This window comes from Psychrobacter sp. FME6 (genome assembly GCF_014861365.1).
GTDB lineage: Bacteria > Pseudomonadota > Gammaproteobacteria > Pseudomonadales > Moraxellaceae > Psychrobacter.
The window spans coordinates 1-23,202 of sequence record NZ_RRYW01000005.1 but is presented as its reverse complement, the minus strand read 5'-3'; the positions used below and the strand labels follow the sequence as shown (position 1 = coordinate 23,202).

14 protein-coding genes and 1 pseudogene are annotated in these 23,202 nt (G+C 43.4%); 8 read left to right on the top strand and 7 right to left on the bottom strand.

All coding sequences use genetic code 11. The features are described from left to right. Positions 1–61: 61 nt before the first annotated feature. Together EI162_RS01460 and EI162_RS01455 are read right to left on the bottom strand one after the other, a co-directional pair. Positions 62–568 (bottom strand): chorismate--pyruvate lyase family protein, encoded by a 507-nt coding sequence (locus EI162_RS01460; RefSeq protein WP_192522657.1) that lies wholly within the window; start codon positions 566–568, stop codon positions 62–64. Between the two features lie 50 nt (positions 569–618). After that, complete coding sequence (locus tag EI162_RS01455; protein ID WP_192522656.1) at positions 619–1,935, bottom strand: GNAT family N-acetyltransferase; 1,317 nt, start codon at positions 1,933–1,935, stop codon at positions 619–621. Positions 1,936–2,613: 678 nt separating this feature from the next. Between EI162_RS01455 and EI162_RS01450 the strand changes: the two genes are divergently transcribed. The 4 genes from EI162_RS01450 to EI162_RS01435 all read left to right on the top strand — a co-directional run bounded on the left by EI162_RS01450 (position 2,614) and on the right by EI162_RS01435 (position 9,666). Continuing rightward, complete coding sequence (locus EI162_RS01450) at positions 2,614–4,830, top strand: NADP-dependent isocitrate dehydrogenase (RefSeq protein ID WP_192522655.1); 2,217 nt, start codon at positions 2,614–2,616, stop codon at positions 4,828–4,830. A gap of 469 nt (positions 4,831–5,299) precedes the next feature. Next, positions 5,300–7,519, top strand: coding sequence for an NADP-dependent isocitrate dehydrogenase (locus EI162_RS01445; protein ID WP_192522654.1), 2,220 nt, complete (start codon positions 5,300–5,302; stop codon positions 7,517–7,519). A 486-nt stretch (positions 7,520–8,005) separates the two neighbouring features. Next, positions 8,006–8,632, top strand: coding sequence for a pseudouridine synthase (locus tag EI162_RS01440; protein WP_192522653.1), 627 nt, complete (start codon positions 8,006–8,008; stop codon positions 8,630–8,632). A gap of 194 nt (positions 8,633–8,826) precedes the next feature. After that, a complete protein-coding gene (locus EI162_RS01435) occupies positions 8,827–9,666 on the top strand; it encodes a DUF305 domain-containing protein (RefSeq protein WP_192522652.1) in 840 nt (279 codons plus the stop codon). Positions 9,667–9,830: 164 nt separating this feature from the next. Here the strand turns inward: EI162_RS01435 and EI162_RS01430 are convergent, their stop codons facing one another. Beyond that, the gene (locus EI162_RS01430) at positions 9,831–11,813 is read right to left on the bottom strand and encodes a M61 family metallopeptidase (protein ID WP_192522651.1); all 1,983 of its coding nucleotides are present in this window, start codon (positions 11,811–11,813) and stop codon (positions 9,831–9,833) included. Positions 11,814–12,148: 335 nt separating this feature from the next. Here EI162_RS01430 and EI162_RS01425 point away from each other — a divergent pair, with 335 nt between their 5' ends. Further along, positions 12,149–12,634: an FKBP-type peptidyl-prolyl cis-trans isomerase gene (locus tag EI162_RS01425; RefSeq protein ID WP_192522650.1), complete on the top strand. Its 486-nt coding sequence runs from the start codon at positions 12,149–12,151 to the stop codon at positions 12,632–12,634. A 593-nt stretch (positions 12,635–13,227) separates the two neighbouring features. On the opposite strand, the gene EI162_RS01420 is transcribed toward EI162_RS01425, so the two are convergent. Continuing rightward, positions 13,228–15,438: a carboxy terminal-processing peptidase gene (locus tag EI162_RS01420; RefSeq protein ID WP_192522649.1), complete on the bottom strand. Its 2,211-nt coding sequence runs from the start codon at positions 15,436–15,438 to the stop codon at positions 13,228–13,230. A 554-nt stretch (positions 15,439–15,992) separates the two neighbouring features. On the opposite strand from EI162_RS01420, the gene nagZ reads away from it, so the two are divergent. Further along, on the top strand, positions 15,993–17,066 hold the full coding sequence (nagZ, locus tag EI162_RS01415) for a beta-N-acetylhexosaminidase (RefSeq protein WP_192522648.1): 1,074 nt from the start codon (positions 15,993–15,995) through the stop codon (positions 17,064–17,066). A gap of 246 nt (positions 17,067–17,312) precedes the next feature. On the opposite strand, the gene EI162_RS01410 is transcribed toward nagZ, so the two are convergent. Beyond that, the gene (locus EI162_RS01410; protein WP_192522647.1) at positions 17,313–18,932 is read right to left on the bottom strand and encodes an OmpA family protein; all 1,620 of its coding nucleotides are present in this window, start codon (positions 18,930–18,932) and stop codon (positions 17,313–17,315) included. A gap of 404 nt (positions 18,933–19,336) precedes the next feature. After that, positions 19,337–20,962, bottom strand: coding sequence for a hypothetical protein (locus tag EI162_RS01405; protein WP_192522646.1), 1,626 nt, complete (start codon positions 20,960–20,962; stop codon positions 19,337–19,339). 388 nt (positions 20,963–21,350) lie between these two features. Between EI162_RS01405 and EI162_RS01400 the strand changes: the two genes are divergently transcribed. Together EI162_RS01400 and EI162_RS01395 are read left to right on the top strand one after the other, a co-directional pair. Beyond that, the gene (locus tag EI162_RS01400) at positions 21,351–21,959 is read left to right on the top strand and encodes a rhomboid family intramembrane serine protease (RefSeq protein ID WP_192522645.1); all 609 of its coding nucleotides are present in this window, start codon (positions 21,351–21,353) and stop codon (positions 21,957–21,959) included. A 104-nt stretch (positions 21,960–22,063) separates the two neighbouring features. After that, complete coding sequence (locus tag EI162_RS01395; RefSeq protein WP_192522644.1) at positions 22,064–23,029, top strand: metallophosphoesterase; 966 nt, start codon at positions 22,064–22,066, stop codon at positions 23,027–23,029. Positions 23,030–23,078: 49 nt separating this feature from the next. Here the strand turns inward: EI162_RS01395 and EI162_RS14875 are convergent. After that, positions 23,079–23,202 (bottom strand): annotated as a pseudogene (locus tag EI162_RS14875) (IS30 family transposase); the annotation flags it as partial.

Below are 23,202 nucleotides of genomic sequence, written 5' to 3'. Positions count from 1 at the left end.
AAAATGAGGATACCATCAGAAATTTATTCAGTAGAAACCGAGTAACAAACCAATGCAGCTTTCAAATATCCAGCAGTTTTTGACAAAATGGGGGCAAAAACGTTTCACTAATAAGTAATTGACGCCCATACCAATCATAACGTGTCTGCCTTTGCCAGCCCTCAGTAGTATGCTGAATAGAGCGATAATTGGGTAAAGTGCGACTGCGTTTAAATAGCACGTAACCGATAGGCGTGCCTTTGAGCTGTTGCAAACGCCGTGCGCGACCTTTAAGACTGGGAAGTGGAAAAACACTTTGCGCGGCTACCCATGGGCGCTCATCATTACCATATAGCTGCGCCTCGCGTACCCAAGCCAGCATCGGACGATTCAGCATGGCGCCTTGGATGCCCAATTGCTGCTTTTGGATGAGGGACAGCTGTCGATAGCCTTCAAAGCTGCGCTCTACGCGCAGTGGCTGTCCTGCTTTTACCTCTAATAAGGCAGTGAGAGAACCTTCGGTATTGAGCCAAGACAATAGCTCAACAGGCGGTGATGAATGGGCAGAAAAAGAGAGATTACTAGGCATAATTAACGGCTAATCATAAAGTATTAAAAAAGACAAATATTAAGGGGTATCTATGGCGTATTAAAGTTAGGCATATTATCGGCATTAAACGGCAATGCTTCAAACGCTTGCTGGCGATACTGTGCCATGTGCAATCGATCCTCACGACAGAAGTTACTAATCGCTGGTACAAAACGCGGATCATAAATACGGTGGATAGAATGCGTCGTCGTGGGTATGAAGCCACGTACCAACTTATGCTCACCCTGCGTACCGGGGTCAAAGTACATCAAACCCTGCTCGATGGCAAACTCAAGTCCTTGATAATAACACAGCTCAAAGTGCAAGCTATCGTACTCACCCAGCGCTCCCCAATAACGACCATAAAGGGTAGCATTTTTGCTCTCAGGGTCATTATATGAAACAGGCCTATCATATAAAAATAAGCTACTCGCGATAATCTCACCCGTCGTATCGAGTGCTTGGGCTAGCATCAGATGCTCAGGCATAGTCGCTGCCAATGCCCTAAAAAAATCTATGGTCAAATAAGGTTGCTGACCGCGCACTGCATAAGTCATCACATAACAGTGATAAAAGGCCTTCCAGTCATCCTCGGTAATCGCCTCACCACATTTGCGCTGACAGGTGATACCTTGCTCGGCAACCTTGCGCCGCTCGGCCCGTATCGTCTTACGCTTTTTGGCTTTTAGGGTCATCAAAAATGCATCAAAATCTGCAAAAGGCTGACTGTCATTGAGCAAGTCTTTATTTTGCCACAAAAACTGACAACCCTGCCGCTCAAGTATGGGCATATCAATAGCGGTCGGGATAGTACTGTTGTTTTGGGCGGCAAGCGCCCGTTCTATATCAATATCAGTAGGCATAGCTTCCTGAGCGACAGACGCCAATTCAGGCGTAACAAACAACCCATGCCAGCTCGAGGCACCCACTTGCTGAGCAATATCATCCACGCCTGCGATGGCTGTTTTTATAATATCTGGCGTTAAATCCTCAGCTTTTGCCAACCATAAACGCTGACCCGTAATCGGAGTATAAGGCACGCTGGTGACCAGCCTTGGATAGTAGTCGACACCATAGCGCGCGTAAGCTTCTGCCCATGCATGATCAAACACAAACTCACCGCGGTGATGGCCTTTTATAAAAACTGGTAATACAGCAACTGGTTGTGTTATCGCTTTATCTGCCACTTCATCTGTGATGCGGTGCACCAAAACAAATAACGGCAACCAGCCCGCCTGCTCACCAATCGCCCCCGTATCAATAAGCGCTTGCCAAAATGCAAACGACATAAAAGGGCTATCGGGTGTTTGCCAGTCGCCTAGGCTTTGCCAGCTGATATCATTGAGTAGCGCATACTGTAAACTCATGGTCATATTCTTTATCGCACTCTACTATTAATTTTTTGGTTATGGGCTAGCGTAGCAAATTCTGACTAAGTTTCTGTCAAAATTTGCGTATTAAATAAAAACCTTTTATAGAGATGAATAAATCTAGCATAAAAAAAGCCGTCTATAATATAGATAGCCTCACTCATGATTGCATAACCTTACCTATTATCACGGCATGTTTATGCTTTACTTATCTTCAAAAACACCATGCTTGAAAACATCGCTTAAAAACACATTGCTTATAAACAAAATACAGTGTGAGTATAGTTTGGATATAGAAAAGATGATATCTTCGCTAATGACTGATAGAATAACCCTGCTTATATCATAATATAATTAATATGCAGGGTAAATATTCGACAATAGTATGTTTGGTTCATTATTCGATATTGACAACCTGTAATATTCATAACGACTCTGCCAAACACCTTGTGCGCAGTATATTTCCCGCCACTGTAATCGCGAGCATAACAGTATCTTCATAAAAAAATTAACGCCAGTTAATGAAAGAAGATAAGCAAAATTAACACTCTCCGCACGATTACCTACAATGTACGTAAGCCCATAGCCTCTTATCAAACAAGAGCCATATATATATCTACTGAACCATTGCACTATTTTTAAAAATTATTATTACCAACAAAGGAATGCTGACCAATGTCAAAAATCATTTATACCAAAACGGATGAAGCCCCAGCGCTAGCCACTCTATCTTTCTTGCCCATCGTTAAGGCATTTACCAAAACAGCAGGAATTGAGATTGAAACTGCTGACATCTCGTTAGCAGGGCGTATTATTGCCTTATTTTCAGAGTTTTTACCTGAAGAGCAGCGTATCCCAAGTGCATTCGTAGCGTTAAGTGAACTGGTAAAAAAACCTAAAGCAAATATTATTAAATTGCCAAATATCAGTGCTTCTATCCCGCAGTTGAAAGCCGCGATTAAAGAGTTACAAGATAAAGGTTATGATCTACCAGATTACCCAGATCATCCAGAAACAGATAAAGAAAAAGACGCTCGCATTCGTTATGACAAGATTAAAGGCAGTGCCATGAACCCTGTCTTGCGTGAAGGTAACTCTGACAGACGTGCGCCAAAAGCGGTCAAAGCTTTTGCTAGAAGTAACCCACATTCAATGGGTGCATGGAGTGCTGATTCTAAGTCACACGTGGCCACTATGGACCATGGTGATTTTGCTGATACCGAAGAATCAGTCACTATCGACAAGGCTACAGATTATCGTATTGAGTTTACAAGCGAGGACGGTACAGTTACTGAACTAAAAGCACCTGCACCATTACTAGCTGGTGAATTGATTGATGCCGCTATCTTAAGCCATGATGCACTAACTGAATTCTTAGAAGAGCAAGTTGAAGACGCCAAAGCAGAAGATGTGTTGTTTTCACTCCATCTAAAAGCCACTATGATGAAGGTCTCTGACCCTATTATCTTTGGTGAAGCAGTAAAAATCTTCTTTAAAGAATTATTTGCTAAGCACGGTGATACTTTTAAAGAATTAGATGTCGACGTAAATAATGGCTTTAGCAACCTACTCTCTAAAATAAAAGAGCTGCCTGAAGAGAAGCGTCAGGAGATAGAAACGGATATTGAGAGCATTTACCAGAGTAATCCAGACCTGGCGATGGTCAATTCAGACAAAGGCATTACCAACCTACATGTACCGAGCGATGTGATTGTGGATGCGTCAATGCCAGCGATGATTCGTAGCTCAGGTAAAATGTGGGGTGCTGATAATGAGCTGCACGATACCAAGGCTGTTATCCCTGATAGTAGCTACGCTTGCATCTATGATGAAACCATCAAATTCCATAAAGAGCATGGCGCATTTGATCCAACCACGATGGGCTCAGTACCTAACGTTGGCTTGATGGCACAAAAAGCTGAAGAATACGGCTCACATGATAAAACCTTCCTCATACCATCCGCGGGCAAGGTACAAGTGCTTGATAGCGAAGGCAATGTATTGACCGAGCATCAAGTAGAAGCAGAAGATATTTGGCGTATGAATCAGGTAAAAGACGCGCCTATCCAAGATTGGGTAAAACTGGCCGTGACTCGCGCCCGTGCTAGCAACATCCCAACTGTCTTTTGGTTAAACCACAAACGTCCTCATCATGCAGAATTGATCAAAAAAGTAGAAAAATACCTAAAAGATTATGACACTGAAGGCTTAGATATTCGTATCATGCCAGTTCGTGAAGCCACTCGCTTTACCTTAGAGCGCTTAAAAGAAGGTAAAGACACCATCTCTGTCACTGGTAACGTACTACGAGATTACCTAACCGACTTGTTCCCAATCTTAGAGCTGGGCACCAGTGCAAAAATGCTATCAATCGTACCGCTAATGAATGGTGGCGGCCTATTTGAGACGGGTGCGGGTGGTTCAGCACCTAAGCATGTACAGCAGTTGGTTGAAGAAAACCACTTACGCTGGGACTCATTAGGTGAGTTTTTAGCCTTGGCGGTCTCTTTAGAGCATTTGGCAGAACACGAAGACAATGCCAAAGCGCAAATTTTGGCAGATACGCTTGATACAGCGACAGAAAAACTGTTATTGAATAACAAATCACCATCACGCAAAACGGGTGAGCTGGATAACCGTGGTAGCCATTTCTATCTGGCTATGTACTGGGCTGAAGAACTTGCCGCGCAGGACCAAGATAGTGAGCTAAAAGAGACGTTTGCGCCACTGGCCAAAAAACTTGCCAGCAATGAAGAGGCTATTGTTAAAGAGCTAAATGACGTTCAAGGTAAACCGGTAGATATCGATGGCTACTACTTCTTTGATGAAGCATTAGCGACAGAGGTAATGCGCCCAAGCCAATTATTAAACGAGACTATCGCTTCTTTATAATTGTGTTTTAAAGCATTTTAAACCTATAAAAAATACCCCGACAGTCTAAGGCTGTTGGGGCATTTTTTATAGAAAAGATGATATTTTTATCGATGACTGATAGAATAAGGGTCTTAACATCTTAATGTAATTTAGATACATTAGAAACAACCGAAAACACTACACTTAGTTCATTATGCGATATTGACATCGCATCAGACTTATAATCAGTTAACTACAATGTAGCGTCCACGATCTACTTTCAAACCATTCAGAAAAGCAGGCCGTTCAGACAAGACAGTCAAACTGCCTTCTTAACGAAACAAAAGCTCTAAGCAGACTCTCGAAGTCTCCAAGAGATTGCCTATAAAAATTAGCAACACACTATTTAGTCTAATCGCATGACCCATTATTACATAAGGGCGGCATAGGACTATTGAATTATATTTGACCCTTATTATTAATTACAACCAAAAGGAATGTCCTACTAATGTCAAAAATTATTTATACAAAAACTGACGAAGCACCAGCGCTAGCGACCTTGTCATTCTTGCCTATTGTCAAAGCATTTACCCAAACCGCAGGCGTTTCTGTCGAAACCAGCGATATTTCTGTTGCTGCGCGAGTATTGGCTGAATTCCCTGAATACTTAACTGAGGAACAGCGCGTTCCTGATAATTTGGCTGAGCTAGGTCGTCTGACCCAAGATCCAGACACCAACATCATTAAACTGCCTAACATCAGTGCCTCTGTCGGCCAGCTAAAAGCTGCTATCAAAGAGCTACAAAGCAAAGGCTTCGCCATACCTGATTTTCCAGATGATCCTAAAACCGAAGAAGAAAAAGAAATTCGTAAACGCTATGGCAAAAGCCTAGGCAGCTCGGTCAACCCAGTATTGCGTGAGGGTAACTCAGACCGCCGTGCACCAAAAGCGGTTAAAAACTACGCGCGCAAACATCCGCACTCTATGGGTGAATGGAAGCAATGGTCAAGCACGCACGTATCGCACATGCACAGCGGCGATTTTTATGATGGCGAGCAATCTCTCACACTAGACAAAGCGCGTACAGTACGTATGGAGCTGTTGACTGATAGTGGTGAGACTAAAGTCTTAAAACCAGAAATTGCGCTGCTCGATAAAGAAGTCATCGATCTGATGTTTATGAGCAAAAAAGCATTGCTTGATTTTTATGAGCGTGAAATGGAAGATTGCCGCGAAGCAGGTATCCTATTTTCATTGCACGTAAAAGCCACGATGATGAAAGTATCGCACCCTATCGTCTTCGGTCATGCGGTTAAAACTTATTATAAAGATGCTTTCCAAAAACACGGCGCGTTGTTTGATGAGCTGGGCATCAACGTCAATAACGGTATGGCCTCGTTATACGACAAAATTAAAGAGCTGCCAACCTCTCTACAAGAAGAGATTGAACGTGACCTGCATGCCTGCCAAGTGCATCGTCCTCGCCTCGCCATGGTGGATTCTAATAAAGGAATTACCAACTTCCATTCGCCAAGTGACGTGATCGTCGATGCGTCAATGCCAGCGATGATTCGCTCAGGTGGTAAAATGTGGGGCGCTGATGGCAAAATGTATGACTGTAAAGCGGTGATGCCTGAGTCTACCTTTGCCCGTATTTACCAAGAAATGATTAACTTCTGCAAGTGGCATGGCAACTTTGACCCAACCACAATGGGTACAGTTCCTAACGTTGGTTTGATGGCTCAAAAAGCAGAAGAGTACGGCTCACACGATAAAACCTTTGAATCTAGCGACACGGGCGTCGCTCGTATTGTAGACGTTGACACGGGTGAAGTATTGCTTGAGCAGCCTGTCGAAGAAGGTGACATCTGGCGCATGTGTCAGGTCAAAGACGAGCCTATCCAAGACTGGGTAAAACTTGCTGTACGCCGCGCACGCGAATCAGATACGCCGGTCATCTTCTGGTTGGACCCTTACCGTCCACACGAAAACGAGCTAATCAAAAAGGTTCAAACGTACCTAAAAGATTACGATACCGACGGCCTGCACATCGAAATCATGTCACAGGTTCGTGCCATGCGTTATACCTTAGAGCGCGTTGCTCGCGGTCTTGATACCATCTCTGCCACCGGTAATATTTTACGTGATTACCTAACAGATTTGTTCCCAATTCTAGAGTTAGGTACCAGTGCCAAAATGCTGTCTGTCGTACCTCTAATGAAAGGCGGCGGTTTGTTTGAAACAGGCGCTGGTGGTTCTGCACCGAAACACGTTCAGCAGCTGGTAGAAGAAAACCACTTGCGTTGGGATTCATTGGGTGAGTTTTTAGCCTTGACGGAGTCTTTGGAGCATTTATCAACGAATGACAACAATCCCAAAGCTAAAATATTGGCTGATACGCTGGATAAAGCGACAGAAAAACTGTTGTTAAATGACAAGTCACCATCACGTAAAACCGGTGAGCTTGATAACCGTGGTAGCCATTTCTATCTGGCCATGTACTGGGCTCAAGAGCTTGCTGCACAAGAGCAAGATAGCGAGCTAAAAGCACAATTTGCTCCACTGGCGCAAAAGCTTGAGAGCAGTGAAGACGCTATCGTCAAACAGTTCAACGAAGCGCAAGGCAAACCTATGGATCTTAAAGGTTATTACTTGGCAGATGAAGCAGTAGCTGAGCAAACCATGCGTCCAAGTAGCTTATTCAATGAAGCATTAGCATCGTTGTAATCTGCTGATATAACTTGGCTTAGTTTTATTAGCTTCGGTTCATCGGCTCAAACTGCTTTTTACTTAAGCATCTTTAAGCCTTTATTAGTTCAAAATAAAAATGCCCCTCAGATGTGAGGGGCATTTTTTTGTGTTCATTATATGAAAGAGCAATCACATTGATATCTATTCTAAGCGATTATACATAGCATCATTAATCATGATAAAGATATGATTGATCCAATTTTAAAAGGATATAGTGCTGCTGGGATTCATTTTTCGCAGCTTCTGTCAGCGCAGACAAGCACGCCCTAGTTATAAAACCATCATAAAAAATCCATTTAACCATAGCGCAACCACAAGACTGTTATAATAATAAGCAAAGTAACAAAAAGACTTTATATAAAATCAATAAAGTTATAGCTTATCGTGTTGATTTAAAAAATAATGTCTTGTAAGTCTCATATAAGCACAATAGAATGCTGCAAACTCAGGAAATACCATATTATGCCGACCTCTAGTCTCATTTTATTTAATAAACCTTATGGGGTACAAAGTCAGTTTCGTGATGACAGCAATAATAACCACACTACCCTCTCGCAGTATTTTACCGATAAATCTTTACGGGTTGCTGGCAGGCTCGATGCGACCTCAGAGGGTCTGCTCATTTTGACCAGCGATGGACGGGTCAATAAAGCCATTACCCAACCACCATCCGCAAAGAGCTTTGCAAAAAACACCCATAAACAAGGTAAAACTTACTTGGTACAAGTTGAAGGCACTGCAACGACAGCACAGCTAAATGAGCTGACTTCTGGCGTCAAACTAAAGGACGGCAAAACATTGCCTGCGACTGCGATGATGGTAGCAGAAACCGACTTGCCCATCGAGTTATGGCAGCGTGAGCCACCTATCCGTGAGCGTAAAAACGTACCTACGTCATGGTTGATGCTGACTATTTATGAAGGTAAGAATCGTCAAGTCAGACGTATGACTGCCCATGTCGGACTGCCTTGCCTGCGCTTGATACGCTGGTCAGTTGCGGGTTTTGAGTTGGGCGATTTAGCCGTTGGTGAGTTTGTACGCATTCATTTAAACAGCGAACGCTGCCAGCAGTTAGGAGTTATCGGTTAGGATTTTATAAGTTCGAGCATAATAGGTTCGAGCATATTGAACGAGTCTTTTGAATATAAAGTCATTATATTACGACTTATTAAACGTAGCGTCTCGAATGAGTAAGGTTTATCTGCTAAGCTCCAGCACTTAGCTGATTATATATCATAGGTCTCATTCATTTATCATTCGATTTTTTATAATAGGGATATGTCATGATTGTTTCTCGTCGTTTTGTCTTGTTGGCCAGCAGTATTTCTGCTGCACTTATATTGAGTGCCTGTCAGCCGAAAACAGAAGACAACGACGCAAAATCTAGCGAAGCAGCCAGCCCAACAGTTACTGATACAGCTGATAGTCAGAATGACGTTGAGGCGAATGATGAGCTCTTGGAAAGCGAAGATCTCGCTGATGAAAGCCAAATGACTGATATGCTCAAAGACTATACAAAGTCGATGACTAGAATGCATGACGAGATGATGATTGGTATGGGCTACAACGATCCTGATACCGCCTTTGCCAAAAGCATGCTTGGGCATCATCGCGGCGCGTTAGAACTCGCAAAAATCCAACTAAAATACGGCTCAGATGAGGCGATGCGTCACCTTGCCCAAGATATTATCACCGCCCAGCAATTAGAAATCAATATTTTGAACAAATGGCTTGCCAGCCACCCTGATGCGCCCAAGCCAAAACCCAATACTGAAGCGATGCAGCAGGCGTACGAGAGGAGTATGGATGTCTTGAATGCCAACATGGTATTAGGCATCGCCGACCCTATCCCTGACATGGCATTTGCACGTGGCATGCTGCCGCACCATATTAGCGCGGTAAAGATGGCAAATATTCAGCTAAAATACGGCACTGATGAAGAAATGCGGCAATTGGCACAAGATATTATCGATACCCAGCAGGCTGAAATTGAGCGCATGGAAGATTGGATTGAACATTTTAAGGCTAATAAGATTGCTGATAAAGGTATTGAAGATGGGAGTATCGAGGATGAAAGTGATGAGGATGAAGCAGACAATCAATCGCCTGAGCTGGCTTCTTAGATATTGACTTAATACTTAGTTTTTTTGAAAAACATTAAGAACACTGATAGCTATTACACAAAACCTCTGCTAAATATTGTTTAGCAGAGGTTTTTATCTTTAATCAACGGTTATAAAAACAACTAAGATCAATACTTCCAAACCAAGCTTTCAAACCAATGCACCTAGCCTTGATAACGCTCCATCGCATTAAGCCATGCTTGCCAGTCAGTTTTTACCGCTGCGTGCTCACTGCTGTCTTTTGACAAAGACTCGCTTCCCTCTTTTGCTAAATGCAGGCTTACTTTATGGGGAAATGCTTTTTCAGCATCAACAGCATCAACAGCCTCACTAGCGGCTAAAGGCTGGACATTAACACACATTAGCTCATCACGGCGAAAGAGATAACATTCGACATTATGCGCAGCCTTATTAAGCGCTGCCAACTGTTTACTATCAGCTTTGATACCATCAATCGCAATAATGACATCATGCGCTGAAATGCCAGCTCTAGCAGCGACACTAGCGCGTGCCACGCGGTTGACCTTGAGTCCAGCTGGCGTTTCAGTACAACGAATACCCCAAGGCACCTGTTTATCAGCAGTCTCTTTAGTATTGGTATGCAGGTTAATGCCGTTTGCTGTTAGTAGCGCTTCGATCGGTAATTCTTCAACGCCATTGACATAACGCTGCTCAAAGTTGTCCCAGTCAGCTGCAGGCATAAACTGCCCAATCACCGTGCCCATATCGGCACTACTGATACCGATGCGTTTATTGTCGTTTTTCTTAGCTTGAGTATAAAAAGCTTTGACCACATCAAACAAGCGATAGCGACCATTCGTTTTTTCAAGCAACGTTAGATCCAAACACAATGCCACCAATGCGCCTTTATTGTAGTAACTAATACCCGCATTGCCTGTATTCTCGTCGTTACGATACAGTTTAATCCACGCATCAAAGCTCGACTCTGCGACACTTTGGTGCGCACGCCCAGCCGTTTGATAGTAACGATTGATTTGTTCGGCCAGCAGCTTAAGATAGCTGGGCTTATCAATCACGCCAGACGCTTGCAACATAAAATCATCGATATAAGAAGTAAAGCCCTCAAATACCCATAGCAATGGCGTAAAAGCTTCGCGGCGTAGATCGACATCTAACATCACATCTGGGCGTACTGTCTTAACCCACCATGCATGAAAGTATTCATGGCTGCATAAACCCAAAAAACGCTGATAATCTGTGCTTGGTATGTTTGGCTCATCGATACTTGGTAGGTCGCGACGCGGCGTAATCAGGCTGGTTGAATTGATATGCTCAAGTCCACCATAATCCTGACCACTGGCATAAGTCATAAAAGTATAGTCATTAAAAGGCGCATCGCCCAACCAATCTAGGTAGCTCTGACAAATCTGAGTAACATCTTGCTGCAACCTGCCCATATTGGCATCGTGCTTACCCGAGAGGTAAAAACGGTGATGAAGCGTTTGATGCATATTATCTTGAACAATAAAATCAAAGGCGTCCTGCTCTGCGATTTCAAATGGGTAATCAATCAACTCGTGATAGCTGTCTGCCTGTAGCCCATAACTGTGCTGCCCATCAAGACTTAAATGAGTAGATACCAAACCACATGCCAATAGCACGCGGCTGTCTTCTTTGTCTGCTAAAAATGCAGCTGGAATAATTAAGCTGGCCTGTACAGGTTTATGTGTTTGCCCTTCAACTGCCAATGCTAGCGAGGTAAAGTTGCCGTATAGACGCTGCTGATCGACATAGGCGGTCCGCACTGATAAATCGTAACAGTACACTTCATAATGGATTTCTATGGCTTGCCCTGCCTTAACTTGTGGTAGTTGCCAAGTATTCTTATCTATTTTCGGCGCGCGATGCGTTTCAAAATCAGCCTTGCTGCCTAGCACACGATAATGCACCGCGGTAATGTTGCGGGCAAACTCACGCATCAAGTAACTACCCGGAATCCAAGCAGGCAACCAAAGCTGAGGCGAGTCGGCTGTTGCCGTAAAAGTGAGCGACACATCAACCAAATGTTCTAAAAAACGCTCGAAATCGAACCGATAACTGATATCAGCGTTTATATTATTGGCATGATTGTTAATGGTATTGGTATCCGTTGACTGACGATTAGCAGTATTGGCAAATGAGGTCATAATCTTTTTCATCCTTATTTTTAACATTATGGTAGAAGCCCTCGCCCAAAAACGCAACTGACAAACCGTGAATACCCTGCTGGCCACCTTTAAATAATAGAAAACAGCGATTGTTTCTATCAAATATGACATTTATTAGAATTAAATGACATTTTTTATTATTTTCGCCTTGAAAGTCATGTAAGGCATCTCAATTAAAGATGCTAACTGCTACAGTTACTTTAATAAACTGATGATAATTGTCTAATGACGTGGCTATTTAGCTGGCTGATTGGCTTTTTTAGGTTTATTGCAATCGTATTTAATTTTTTACACCGATATATTTAGGATATTTTATGACTACTATCGCAAAAGACACTGCCGTTCAATTCAATTACACGCTAAAAGATGACGAAGGCAACATCCTTGACCAATCTCCAGAAGGTCAACCACTTGCTTATTTACATGGTCACAGCAATATCATCCCAGGCCTAGAAAAACAATTAGAAGGCAAATCTGCTGGCGAAAAAGTAAACGCAGTTGTTGAGCCTGCTGATGGCTACGGTGAGTATCAAGAGCAAGCAGTACAACATGTACCACGTGATAACTTCCAAGGCGTTGACGACATCCAGCCTGGTATGCAGTTTCAGTCAGAAGCTGGTGGTCAAGTAATGCTAGTTACCGTTACTGCTGTAAACGATCAAGAAGTCACTGTTGATGCAAACCATCCATTGGCTGGTAAGCGTCTGACCTTTGATGTTGAAATCCAAGAAGTGCGTGCTGCTACTGAAGACGAGCTAAACCATGGCCATGTACATGGCGCTGGTGGCGTTGAGCACTAATCTCTTTTTGAGAATTTAGTGAGAATGACTAAATAATAAGCAGTTAATTCGCTTATTATCTGGTTTAAAAAGGTCGGTAGCTATGTCTACTGACCTTTTTTTGTGTTTGTCATTTATAAAGAGTGGTTTATAAAAATAAGAAGGGTTTAATTTTCTATCGATTAAGTTTCTATCGATTAAGTTTCTATCGATATCGTGGAGTCACTTTAAAAGCGATACAAGACTATTGCTTCAATCGTCTGTTTTTTATTAATTACTATTTTCCAGACGTAACAAAGCCGCATAACGACTAGCATTATGCGGCTTTTATCACCAACCATCCATGTTAACGTTATATGAGGCTTAATCCCGGGGCATCCTATAACTGTCAGGCATCCAGCCTTATCATCCTTAACCAGCAAACCACCTATCCCTGATGCGATCTTTCAGATACCAATCCCTAGTATCAATGAACCGTTTCGTTCAATCGTGCCGTACAGTTATAATCGCAGATTGGCCGATGGTTAGTAAGAGGTATAAACGTCAATCGATGTAAGCATATGCTTACATCGATTTATATAGCTGTTTTTATAGCTCAATACATCCTATTTATTCTATAGCTTCTCTTCTGGGCTAAGCAGTTCTTTGGGTTCAGCGCTGAGCATGATATAGGCCGCTTCATTAATGAATACCTCGTCTTCGGGCAACTCTGGGCGTTCATTGGCTTTCATTTGACTGCGCTCTTCAAATTTTGCATCCATTGCTGCTTGATAGGTATTCCAATTGGAATACGGGCGCTCACCAGAGGCGATGAGGCGTTTGTTTTCCGCTTCCAATGAGCGTTTTTCAATCAGCTGCATCTTGGCGCGGCGGCTATTGATATCGAGATTAACCGCCTTCTTTTCATCATCCATATCACGAATATCGTTGAGCGTTGATAAGTAAGTAAACTGCGGGTTTTTCTGTTGACGAATTTTGGACTGCTGATTTAGGGTGGCTAAAGTGTCGTCAGAAAACTTGCCTTCAGGTTTGTAAGGAGCGGTTTTAATGGTATCCCAAGGCAACGCTTTTTTCTGCGCGCGCTCGCCAAAGGTTGCGTCATCATAGATATTGACCAACTCAACGTCAGGCACAACGCCTTTATTCTGCGTACTACCACCAGTAATACGGTAAAACTTACGCTGCGTTAAAGTCGCTGAACCCAATGCCAAGCTATCGAGTTGAATTTGTGCAGAGCCTTTACCTGTTGTGGTACTGCCGACCACCAAGCCACGACCATAGTCTTGAATAGCAGCAGCGAAGATTTCACTGGCAGATGCCGATGCTAGGTTGGTCAACACCACTACCTTGCCGTCATAAAGCTGTTCGCCACCATCATCGTCACGATAGACCTGAATATTGCCGCGGTTGTCACGGATTTGTACCATCGGTCCACTCTTAATAAAGAAGCCCAGCATTTTGGCCACTTCATCTAACGAGCCGCCTGGGTTATTACGCAGATCAACCACCAAACCATCAATATTTTCTTTATTCAGCTCTTTCAGTGCTTTTTCGGTATCGATACTGACACTACGATAGTTTTCGCCATTACGGCGGGCACGATAATTTAAATAAAAACTCGGGATTTCAAGTACGCCGATACGCTTGGGTGTTTTGTCAATATTAGGACGCTGGACTTCGACGATACGCTGAGTAACGCCTGATTCTTCTTGCTGAATGATGTCACGAACCACGGTCACGTTACGGGCGCTGGCGTCCGGCGTATTAGGCTGACGCAGCTTGAGCGTGACTGAGGTACCACGCTTACCTCGAATCAAACTGACAATCTCACGTGTCGACCAGCCGACCACATCAGTCATGGTCTCCCCATCTTTTGCGATACCCACAATTAAGTCATTGGGCTTAATCTGACCAGATTTCGCCGCTGGGCCACCGTCCACTAACGTCACGATACGAGTATAATCTGGGTTTTTACGGTCAGGGCGAATAGAAACCCCGATCCCCTCTAATTGTAGGCTGGATTGGATTTGTAATTCATTGGCTTGAACCGGGGCATAGTAGTTGCTGTGCGGATCATAAGTCAGCATCGCTGTGTTTAAGATGGTCTCCATGATTTCATCATCTTTGAGACGTTTAGACTGCTCTTGCTGCCGCGACAAACGGTTTTGTAAAATCTCACTTGGCGTACGCTTATCGTTACGCACCAAATCCTGTCCACGAGTAATATCTGGATTGCTTAAAAATACTTTTTCTTTGGCTTTCTCATCTTCTTGACCCAAAGTAATACTCATCAACTGAAATTTCAGCTGACGCGACCAATAATCACGCTGCTCTTTTTTGGTTTTAAAATGCTTGAGCTTTTCACGGTCGAGGACGATGGTGTCTTTACTGGTCAAATCTAAGTCTGTTTTTAGCATTTTGCTTGCCATCACAAAATACTCGTTCGAGCGTTTACGATAACGTTCAAACACTTCTACCCCTGCAGACAAGTCTCCGCGTTTGAGGCGCGCACCAAATTCATCAGCATATTTTTTCTTAAATTCATCGACATCCGACTGCAAAAACAACGTATGGTTTGGATCAAGGCTATCAATATACATAGATAAAATCTCGCTACCTGTCTCGCTATCGAGCGGCTGATTGAGATAATGGCTACGATCCAGCAAGGCAGCTACTTGGCGGGTGGTGACTTTTTGTTCAGGCGTCTGTACAAAGCTCCCAGTATTGGTTTCTGCTACCGCAGTGCCATAGCTCTGGGCGAGAATGATACCGGCGACGCCCACTGACGCGGCACTGAGTAACCACTGTGCTGGTTGTTTTTTCATCATGTATACCTAGTTATTTTACGTTAATAATATTATTTGTTTTATCAAAATTAAAGCAGGATTGGTGAGTCACTGCCCACGACGTTTGTTATTTTTCTGCCTTCACTTTTCTGCTGGCGGTCACTTGTCATTTAGCATTGCCTTGCTGATAATACTTTTTAACAATAGCTTTTGAGCTACCACTTCTAAATTTTATTATCGTCTGCCGATATATGTTTAAAAATCAAACAATACTAACATGAGCATAAATACTGGACTGTCTCAAACTGTATAAGCAATATTACACGCTACGCCAGCACATACCAAACTTTCTAACATATTTATTATGTCTGTTTATCCATCAACATGGACAGCTATAGGTATTCACAGATTGATTTGATTGTATGACATTGTGACATTGTGACATTGTGACATTATGCTCGATTAATAATAACTGTCATAATACAACTGTCTGGATGATAGCCTAATATTGTGATTACTCATTATCTATCGTCAGTTAAACCCATTCAATTACACTCATAATATAACAATAGTTAACCTATAAGGATTACGCAATGTACGGCGTTTTAATGATCGATATCGATAGTACCGTATTAACGGCTGAGGATATTAGCTTAATCAAACAAGCACAGGTTGGTGGGGTGATATTATTTGCCCGAAATGTCACAGATGCCGCGCAAGTGCGAGCATTATGTGATGACATACGCTATCACAATCCTGATATTTTAATTGGTGTCGACCAAGAAGGTGGGCGCGTTGCCAGATTACGTAATGGATTTACCCCTCTACCTGCCATGGGTCGTCTTGGTGAGTTATTTAATAAAGACCCCAGCCAAGCGCTTGCTCGTGCCTATGATTGTGGTTATTTAATGGCGACAGAAGTATTGGCCGTAGGCATTGATTTAAGCTTTGCACCCGTACTCGATAGAGATGGTATCAGTCAGGTCATTGGCGATCGTAGCTTTCATCATGACCCGCAAGCCATTACGGCTCTGGCGACCCAGTTTATGCGCGGCATGAAAGCAGCCGGCATGGCAACCACGGGTAAGCACTTCCCCGGTCATGGTGCTATCGCCCCTGACTCACATGTGGCTGAGGCCGTCGATACACGTAGCTTTGATGAAATTATGCACAGTGATATGCAGCCTTTTGCGCAATCGTTACCCTGGCTCGATGCCTTAATGCCCGCGCACGTTATTTTCTCACAAGTGGATGACAAACCAGCAGGATTCTCTAAGATTTGGCTCAAAGACATCCTACGCAATCAGCTTGAGTTTGATGGTGTCTTATTCTCTGATGATCTATGCATGGCAGGGGCTCAAGCCGCTGGTGATGTCAGCGCTCGTGTAAAAGCTGCCATCGAAGCAGGTTGTGATATTGCGCTGGTCTGTAATGACCGCGTTGCCGCGCACGAAGCAGCAGAGACGGCGCAAGAGCTGCCTTATCCCAACCAAAACCGTATCAAAACCATGTGTGGCAATATACCCTTATGGCAAGGCGAGCTTGATGCTACTTGTCAGCAGTTTGACTACTGGCAACAAGCAAAACAAAACGTGACTCAAACCTTTTTTAATCTTGAATCTGAGGTGCAAACTTCTGACTTCAAAGACCCTACCGCTTATATATAGTTAAAATACTTTAAAAAACGCTACGATACTGTGGGTATAGTTTTTTTGCAGCCTCTGTCTGCGTAGGCACAGCAAGCAAGAAAAAACGGTACCTGCAGTACGTGATGTAGCGATATTACTTCTCACTGACTATAAATAGTCACTTATAAATAATAGCCTTAGCAAAATAAAAAAACCGCACCTTTTATAAGATGCGGTTTTTTATTGCTACGTTATTAGAAGCTTTTTAACCTCATAACCCTTGGATTAATTTGTTGGGTCAATGGCGGTACCTTGAGTTGCGTCATCACCATCTGGCAATAAATCATCGTTGTTACTGTCTAAAGGGTTTAAATCAGGATCAAGCGCATCGTTAGTAATAGCCATACCGTCATTAACATCAGCATCAGCACTAGCATTGGCATCGACTGTTTCATCATTTACCATGAACTCAATGCGGCGGTTACGAAAGCGTCCCTGTTCGGTTGAGTTATCAGCGATAGGATCTGTCTCGCCCATGCCTTTAGTCATAAGTTTGCTTGGGTCGGCGCCTTGGGCGACCAAATACTCCTTCATAGATTCGGCACGCTCTTGCGATAGCTTCATATTATAATCCGCGTCAGCCGTTTTGTCAGTGTGACCAATAATCATCAATTTCATGTTAGGCACTTGTTCCATAAGCGCCACAGCATTGTCTAACAATGGCTTGTTAGCATCTGGAATCACTGCTTTGTCTACTTCAAAGTTAACGACTTGTAAACTTAAAGCGCGCGCAACATCACGAGGATCTGGATTGTCACCAAGATCATCCATAGCTGCTTGCGATGCTGTTAAGCTATTATCGATCTCGCTTTGCTCATCCAACGGACCTTCGGCTTTTACCGTCATCGCTGGGGCAGCGGCTTGTAAGTCATCGACCAACTTATCTAATGTTGCAGCATCGGGTGCGTTAACAATAATATTATCACCTTTGATAACCATGCTGGCGTTTGGTACATTTTTGACGATAGGCAGTATAGTGGCAAGCTGGGCAGCCGCTGGCATATCTATTGCAAAATGGTCATCAACATCGGCGCGGCATTTACTGGTTTCATCACCAAAGACGCCAGTTAACGCATCCATCACATTGGTCTGTAAGGTCTCATCACCAACATTCATGCGGCAAGCGTACAGTTCACTGTTTTCACCAGTGGCAATACGCAATGACGCAGGCTCAACATCAGCAGCAACCGCTGTTTGTCCATCGTCATCTGCCGCTTGTTGCGTCGTAGCAGCTGGTGTGGCGACAGGCTCAGGAGTTTCTTGGCAACCACGCAGTAACGCCCAAGCCAAGGCCCCTAAAATAATCAAGCCAATGATGGGTAACAGCGCCTTCATAAAGCTGCCTTGCGGCTCTTCTTCATGTTGCAATGGTGCCGTACTTACCGTATCAGAAATACGCGCTCCAGCAGCAGGCGTGGTAGCCAAAATCCCGGCGGGCAAAACGGCACTTGCCCATGCAGGAATATGATGTTGATAATTTGCAAGATTATCACTCAAAAACTGTGGGACAGGTGTGGTACCAGCCAAACTTTTAATTTCGTGAAAAGCCAGCGGTGCTGCCATAGCAATCAAACCACGAGCGGCTGTTACATCAACATTATGCTTGCCAGCCAACTCACGCGCGATTTGGTCACGGTGCGAGCCATCTGTCCACACGCGATCATAGAACCCTTGGTCGTCACGGGCGATATTCTCATTGGCAAAGCGGTCGTAAGTATCATTGTCTGCCAGACGGGCGGCAAAAATAGCATAAAACTGTTCAAGTAGATTTTTCTTAGCTGGGCTACGGTCATCTTCTAGTACTGCTGGGCTGACTGTGCGCGTCAAATGACTGATAATATCCATAATATAATTCTCCTATCAATGCTTACTTGGCTTATTTGTATAATTAGAATGCTTAAAAATTGACTCAATGAAACCTTTAGGTGGTATGAAAGTATGTGGTATTAAAGTATATGAGCTGAAAGCCACGACCATGGTTGAAAAAACCATCGTCCGAGCTATATTCAATTTTTATCATTATAAAAGTATTAAGCGAGTATTAACAATCAACACGTTGTTGTGCAAATGCTACGTTAGGTAATGTTTCAGTTGTCACACGTAACCATGTATACAATAAAATATAAATTATCAACATGCCAATACGTGATTATGACCGAGACTTTATCAAGTCCTTTGCCTTGTAATACAGCAACATAGTTGATTCACTTTAAAACCGATACGCCAAATATTCTTTATGATCGAATCATTTATTGCCTTACCTGTGCAGGCTCAGCGACGATGACTGTACTGGCCATCTCATCGACTTCCTCTGGCGAAAAAGGACCTGGTGGTCTGGTCGGTCGGTTATTGCTCGGTGGATTTCTTTGTATATTGCTCGGTACGTTACGAGGAATACTATCAGCAGCATTGTTAGTATTATTAACATCATTGTTATTTGGAGCAGGAGCAGGTATCACGTTATCACCTGTATCATCATCTGATGCCTGATACTCTCCAGCCCCATTGTCATCATTACCATACTGGTTATTTGTGCCCGCACCCTCATTTTCAAACTGATTATCTTCCTCATTCATCGCATTGACATCATTGTTTTCGGGCAATGGTAGTGGTGCCGTACTATCGATTGTCATTGCTGGTGCCAAAGCACCTATATCCGTAACCAATCGCTGCAACAACATACTATCTGGTGCCTCTAACGTAAGGCGGTCGTTTTGCAACTGTAAGCGTGCAAACGGCGTTGACCTAAGCATGGTCAAGATGTTGGGTAACTTCTCTACAGAAATGTTAGCAATACTGGTTGCAGTGTCTGTTTGTACCGCCAATGTGCAAATGCTCGCCTGCTCACCAAAGCTAGTATTTAATGCATTTTGTAAGGTGCTTTGTAATGCTTCATCACCCACAGTGGCACTACAGGTATAGAGATTACCGCTATCGTCCATGCCAATGATGAGCTCGACTGGGGTCATAGTCTGCTCTGCTGGCGCAGGTGGTACGACCACAGGCGCTGTCACAACAGGTTCCACTGGCACAGTATTACTAGGCTTTATCAATAAAGCCCAAACAGCCAACCCAATCGCTGCCACCGCTCCTATTAACAAAAACACTCGTATTAGTAGGTCGTTACGTTGATTACGAGTGCGCACTTCGACTCGCTTCATGTTGTCGTTTTCTGCCAAATGATGCGCAGCTGGATTGGCATGGATGGCATCAGTACTTTCTATACCCGTACTCTCTATACCTGTACTTTCATCAGTGTTGTTTATATCAGCTACCGTCGATGAGGTAGTGGGCGCCGCCACTATCGCGCTTGTACTTCCATCAGAATCTTGAGCTTTATCTAGCGCACGATCATTCCTTGTGGCAGTACCAGCATTCACTACATTATTTGAGTTGGTGTCTTCACCAAGGCTTTGAGTCGCTGTGATAACGGGAGCCGACCATATAGGTAAATAGCTACGCAGCGCAGATTGTTCTGCTTGCAAAAATGCGGGTAGAAACTGTCCATCGGCCAATATTTTGAGCTCACGATAAGCCAATGGAGCGGCATTAATGAGTAACTGCGCGGTCTTAACCTCATCTATATGATGGGTGGCGGACAGCTCTTGAACAATAACCTGCTGCATCCTAGGGTCGTGCCATAGTTGTTCAAACAATGGACGTTCTGTGACCATATCAGCTGCCATCACTTGCTCAGCGCGAATTAACTGTGAGTAAATCTGTGGCAATGCCAGACGTGCTGCCAAAATGGCATAAAACTGCTCAAGTAAGCTAATATAGGCCACGCTACCTTGGTTATCACTGCTGCCTTGGTTATCATGGTCGCCTAATAGAGCGGGGGTTACGGTTTGTTCCAACTGCTCAATAATACTCATAGATGACTGCCTTTTTCGACCTGCACTTTAACTTTATAAAAGAATGAATGGTTCGTTTTTGTTTTATGTAGTAATACATTACCTACCCTAGAAAACTGCTGGCATTCATGACATCGTGATCGTCAGTATATGAAGCTTTACTCATTCTGCCTGACGCAGGACTACATTACTCACTATAAAAGCATAGAAATGCACTATTTTGTCACACAATAAGTTTTCGCCTCCTCATAACTACTGTTAGTATTGTTTCATTATTGGTCATATTTAGTTTTGACTAAGCCCTAATGCTAATACTTAGGCATTGAACTAGGCTCTGAACATTGCCATCATTTATAACATTGCCATTGATAATATTGGCACACACCAGGCGCGGCCTAAGGACTTTCCTTTGTTCAATCATACGACACTTATTATCATTATTACGGTTATTGTCAGCCTAATAGCGTGGCAAAACAAGACGTTTTTTAATCGGCTTATTTTTTATCCACCAGCGATAAACAATGGGCAATGGGATCGCTTTGTAACGCATGGCTTTATCCATGCCGATGGCATGCATCTGCTGTTTAATATGTTTACCTTATACTTTTTTGGTCGTGCCATCGAAGGATTGTATAAGCCATTCTTATTCGGTTATGGTTTCGTGGTTTTTTACGTATTGGCCATTATTATTGCGATGATTCCAAGCTACCTTAAGAATAAAAAAAGCGCCAGTTATTTAAGCCTTGGCGCGTCAGGCGGTGTATCGGCGGTGTTGTTTGCTTTTATTTTGCTGGCCCCATGGGAAAAAATCTATCTATTTGCGATAATCCCCATTCCTGCGATACTATTCGCGGTCGCTTATGTTGCTTATAGCATCTATGCCGATAAACGTGGTGGCTCAAATATCAATCATATGGCGCATCTATGGGGCGGCGCATTTGGGGTAATAGCCACGATTATTTTACAGCCACAAGTATTGCCACATTTCTTAAATGCCTTGCTGTCGCCTGGTTTTTAGACCTGGCTCGTTTCTATTTTTCATCGCTGTCTGAATAGTTGGCTATCGGTTGATGGCGCTTGATATCCTGTACAATGTTAACTTTAAAAATTTGATGATTTATTATGATTATAGATATTATCGGTGATATTCATGGTTATGCAGACAAGCTAGTCGGTCTGCTAAAACAATTGGGTTACGTACATAATGGTCAACATTTTGTGCCGCCAGCAGGTCATCGAGCGTTATTTATCGGTGATTTGATTGACCGTGGATCGCAGCAGGTGGAGACGCTAGAGATTGTCTTTTCCATGCTTGATGCTGACGTGGCCGATGCAGTGATGGGCAATCACGAATATAATGCGTTGGCATTTTCTACTCTTGATCCCGATAATACTAGCCAGTATTTACGCTCCCATAATGAGATACATAATCGTCAGCATGAGGCGTTTTTAGCCGAAGTACCATTTGGCTCAGAGCGACATCAGTATTGGCTACAACGCCTATATGAGATTCCTTTATGGCTCGAAACAGACTACGCTTGCTTTGTACATGCTTGCTGGGATGTCGATAGTATGGCGATACTTAAACCCCTGTTGACTGATAATAACTGCCTAACGCCGCATGGTTTAGTCGCGACTTCTAAAGAAGGCACCGCACCATTCGATGCGCTAGAGCGTGTGTTAAAAGGGGTCGAAACATCGCTACCTGATGGTATTGTAATGGTCGATAAAGAAGGTACGAAGCGCACACGAGTCAGAGTGCGTTGGTGGCTGGATGAGCTAAATAAACGCACACTTCATGAAGTTGCTCGCGCCCCTACTTCTGCATTGGCTCAGATTCCAAATGAGCTGCTGGCTGAAAATATTGATTTTGCGCTAAAAACCGATAAACCGGTATTTGTCGGTCATTATTGGCTGACTGGCGCGCCTGAACCCTTGAGTCCACAAGTCGCTTGTACCGATTATTCGGCAGCGGTAGACAGTGGTTATATGACGTGCTACCAGCTCGATACCGAACAGCCATTGCCATTAAAATCTAGTAATTTTGTACAATATCGTCATGATAATACTGCCAGTAATCATCAATAAGAGTAATGTTATTTATTTTACTTCTTAGATTAACACACCAAGTGCAACGCTAAATTATATTATAGAACACCTGATTGGGCGTTTTAAACCCTAAGCGTTTTCTTGGTCTGTTGTTTAGTTTATTCTCAATGTCCTGTATCTCATTATCAGAGACTTGTCTAAAGTCACAACCC

Coding starts and splice junctions, on each gene's coding strand:
- EI162_RS01420 (WP_192522649.1), bottom strand. CDS start 15,438: ATGAAAAAACAACCAGCACAGTGGTTACTCAGTGCCGCGTCAGTGGGC.
- EI162_RS01410 (WP_192522647.1), bottom strand. CDS start 18,932: ATGGATATTATCAGTCATTTGACGCGCACAGTCAGCCCAGCAGTACTA.
- nagZ (WP_192522648.1), top strand. CDS start 15,993: ATGTACGGCGTTTTAATGATCGATATCGATAGTACCGTATTAACGGCT.
- EI162_RS01460 (WP_192522657.1), bottom strand. CDS start 568: ATGCCTAGTAATCTCTCTTTTTCTGCCCATTCATCACCGCCTGTTGAG.
- EI162_RS01440 (WP_192522653.1), top strand. CDS start 8,006: ATGCCGACCTCTAGTCTCATTTTATTTAATAAACCTTATGGGGTACAA.
- EI162_RS01430 (WP_192522651.1), bottom strand. CDS start 11,813: ATGACCTCATTTGCCAATACTGCTAATCGTCAGTCAACGGATACCAAT.
- EI162_RS01445 (WP_192522654.1), top strand. CDS start 5,300: ATGTCAAAAATTATTTATACAAAAACTGACGAAGCACCAGCGCTAGCG.
- EI162_RS01455 (WP_192522656.1), bottom strand. CDS start 1,935: ATGAGTTTACAGTATGCGCTACTCAATGATATCAGCTGGCAAAGCCTA.
- EI162_RS01450 (WP_192522655.1), top strand. CDS start 2,614: ATGTCAAAAATCATTTATACCAAAACGGATGAAGCCCCAGCGCTAGCC.
- EI162_RS01425 (WP_192522650.1), top strand. CDS start 12,149: ATGACTACTATCGCAAAAGACACTGCCGTTCAATTCAATTACACGCTA.
- EI162_RS01435 (WP_192522652.1), top strand. CDS start 8,827: ATGATTGTTTCTCGTCGTTTTGTCTTGTTGGCCAGCAGTATTTCTGCT.
- EI162_RS01405 (WP_192522646.1), bottom strand. CDS start 20,962: ATGAGTATTATTGAGCAGTTGGAACAAACCGTAACCCCCGCTCTATTA.
- EI162_RS01395 (WP_192522644.1), top strand. CDS start 22,064: ATGATTATAGATATTATCGGTGATATTCATGGTTATGCAGACAAGCTA.